Raw genomic sequence first — 2,967 nt, 5'->3', positions numbered from 1 at the left:
GCCGCCCGTTTCGGAGGACGCGGCAGGGCCGGCCTGTCCGGCCGCCCCGCTCTCCTGCGTCATGCCCGGTTTGTCGAGCGCAGCCATACTACTTGCTGTATTCCTTCATAAGGTCGTCGCCTTCCATGAGGCGGCACACGCGCACAAGATCCTCGGGCGTATCCACGCTCCAGGTGCGGCTGGCCGTGGGAACCATGCGTACCTTTTCCCCGTATTCAAGGATGCGCATCATGTCTACGGATTCGTAGATTTCCAGGGGGCTTTCTTCCATTTCATTGAAGCGCAGCAGGTAGTCGCGACGGAAAGGAATGATGCAGACCTGTTTGCGCATGGGGACCTTGTCCGAGCCTTTTTTGCGTGAAGGAATGGGCTCACGCGAAAAATAGAGGGCATCGTTGAACCTGTCCACCACCACCTTGACTTCGTTGGGGTCTTCAAATTCTTCAAGGGTATCCATATCGGCCATGAGGTTGGTCACGTTGATGGACGGGTCGGCCAGCATGGGGGCCACGGCGGCGTCAATCATTTCGGGGCGCACCATAGGCTCGTCGCCCTGCACCATCACAACGATGTCGGCTTTTTTGCCGGCGGCGGCCTCAATCTTGAGCAGGGCCTCAGCCGTGCGCGTGGAGCAGCGCACGTGATGGTCGCCGGTCATGACGCAGGGCAGGCCCGCATCTTTGCAATAATTTTCGATAATTTCATCGCAGGTCGCCACGTAGGTGGAAGACAGCGTTTTGCTCATGCCCGTGCGAAAGGCCACGTGGCCCACCATGGGTACGTTATGGATGAGGGCAAGCGGCTTGCCGGGATAGCGGCTGGACCCCATACGCGCGGGAATGATGGCAATAATGTTCATGTAGCGGCTCCTTATGGCCTCAAATTTTCAGAGATATTTTCAGCATGCCCGTTGAACGGCAATGCTGCACGAAAAACCCTGTACGGACAAAAGACCGTGTGCTGGCTGCGCCTAGTCGTCCGTAGCCACAAGGTATCCGCCCTCGGACTCCAGTTCCGGGTGCATTTCCTTGTGCTCTTCTTCCATAACCCGCAGGATGCCCTGACCGAGGTCCACGGTGAGCGGCGGCACCAGTTTGCGGCCCACCTTGGGCATGAAGGCATAAGGCGTGACCTGATAGTGGCCGCTGTTGGGGTCGTTCTGGTAGTTGATGACCAGCTCTTTGCCCAGCATTTCGCCGATCATCTTGAAAAGATCCCCGACCCGCATGGGCTGGTTGCCGGAAATGATGATATTCTGGTTTTCAAATTCCGGGGCCAGCACGGCCAGGGTGGCGGCGCTGGCGTCGTCCACGTGCACGTATTCGCGCAGGGCCGTGGGTGCGCCGTAATACGTGATGCCGCCCGTGGCAAGCGCCTCGTACACAAAGCGGTTGATGGCGTTGCGCCTGTCCGACCGGGGGCCGTAAAGCGAGCCATAGCGCAGTATGGTGTAGGGCAGATTGTGCATGGCCTGATAGTTTTCAATATACAGTTCGCACGCCTGCTTGCTGCAGCGGTAAAAACCGCCCGACTTGCCGTATACATACAGGGAGCTGGCAAAGACGTAGCGCTTTACCCCTGCATGGCGGCAGGCTTCGAGAATCATGACATTGCCGAGCACGTTGATGCGCGCGGTGTCCACCGGGCGGTTATTGGCTTCGCCGATGTCGGCTATGCCCGCATAGTTGAACACCATGTCTGCGCCTTCCACTGCCCTGCGCACGGTTTCTTCCTCAAGAATATTGCCCGTGAGCATGGTCTGGTCAGGCCGCAGCCAGGGTGAGGGATGCAGGTCCACAATGGTGACCGCATGCCCGGCATCGGAAAGTTTGTCGCAAATATGCGAACCCAGAAAGCCGGATCCGCCAAAAACGGTTATTTTCACAGTTGTTCTCCCTGATCCGGCCGCTCAGATGCATGCCAGAGAAAGACGGAATCTATGCCATAGGCAATAAAACGGCTGCCTGCCGCGATCTGCCGTTTGAGCTCGGCCGGATCGGGCTGCACAATGTGCAGTCCCATGCGGGCCTTGTGGCGGGCGCAGGCGGCCGCGATGCGATCCATGGCAGCCTTGAAGTCCTTGTGGTCAAACTGTCCCGTAAGCCCCATTGAGCCGGAAAGATCGTACGGGCCGACCATGATGGCGTCCAGCCGCGGATGCGACAGGATGGCGTCCAGGTTTTCCACAGCGCGGATATGCTCTATCTGCGCCACAAGAAATATTTCGGGCGCGAGGGAGCTTCGATACTCCTCAAAGCATTTGCCAAACACATTGGCCCGGCAAAAACCAACCCCCCTGTATTCACCGGCGGTTTCTCCGGCGGAACGCCAATGGTCCTGGCCGGGATAAACGGCCCAGTCAATGGCACGGTCCAGCTGTTCGCGACTTTCAATCATGGGAAAAATCAGCCCCTGAGCGCCCGCTTCCAGCGCGGACTTGATCTGGGTTTTCCCGGCTTCGGGCAAGCGCGCAAAAGGCGCAGCCCCGCCGCATTCGATGGCCCGGAAAATGTCCGGCAGCCCGGTGCGGCCAAAGGAGCCGTGTTCCATATCCACAGCCACCCAGTCATAGCCCGCGCGAGCCATAAGCTCGGCCACATCGGCAGAAGGCAACTGCAGCCATGTGCCTACCGTGGCTTTGTCCGCAGCCAGGAGCGCGCGTATTTCGTGTACGGTCATATCAAACGGCATGCCGCCGCAGGGTTGAGGTTACGTACCAACCTCCAGTATACGCCCAGCCGCAGCGGCACGCAATACGGCCCGGCTGGTCCTGCTCCGCCCGCATATTTGCAAGTACCGCCGGAACATGTATGTTTGCACTGTGGACATCCGCAATTTCGGCTGTCCCTATCCCGCATTTCCGGAGCAGACAGGCTGAAACCCTGTGCAGTTTCAGCGCCGCCAGATGCGCTCCGGCGCTTAGCCGGCGGTAGATTGCCCTGCGCCTTTCCGGCGCGCGCGCCTGCG

The 2,967-nt window shown here is 59.3% G+C and carries 3 protein-coding genes; all 3 read right to left on the bottom strand.

All coding sequences use genetic code 11. The features are described 5' to 3' along the window. Positions 1-88: 88 nt before the first annotated feature. On the bottom strand, positions 89-859 hold the full coding sequence (locus V6C07_RS02810) for a 3-deoxy-manno-octulosonate cytidylyltransferase (protein ID WP_333534863.1): 771 nt from the start codon (positions 857-859) through the stop codon (positions 89-91). A gap of 111 nt (positions 860-970) precedes the next feature. After that, entirely contained in the window at positions 971-1,885 is a 915-nt protein-coding gene (locus V6C07_RS02805) for an NAD-dependent epimerase/dehydratase family protein (RefSeq protein WP_333534861.1), read from the bottom strand. After that, positions 1,882-2,691 (bottom strand): HpcH/HpaI aldolase family protein, encoded by an 810-nt coding sequence (locus V6C07_RS02800; protein ID WP_333534860.1) that lies wholly within the window; start codon positions 2,689-2,691, stop codon positions 1,882-1,884. Before V6C07_RS02800 ends, V6C07_RS02805 begins: the two co-directional genes overlap by 4 nt. Between the last annotated feature and the right edge of the window lie 276 nt (positions 2,692-2,967).

Origin of the sequence: Desulfovibrio sp. 1214_IL3152 (genome assembly GCF_036763055.1) — a bacterium.
Classification (GTDB): Bacteria; Desulfobacterota; Desulfovibrionia; order Desulfovibrionales; family Desulfovibrionaceae; genus Desulfovibrio.
Note: the sequence above shows the minus strand (reverse complement) of the source record. Positions and strands in the feature narration are given on the sequence as shown.

Bases quoted from the DNA above. Each gene is read 5' to 3' on its own strand.
- V6C07_RS02810 (WP_333534863.1), bottom strand. From the start codon at position 859: ATGAACATTATTGCCATCATTCCCGCGCGTATGGGGTCCAGCCGCTAT.
- V6C07_RS02800 (WP_333534860.1), bottom strand. From the start codon at position 2,691: ATGCCGTTTGATATGACCGTACACGAAATACGCGCGCTCCTGGCTGCG.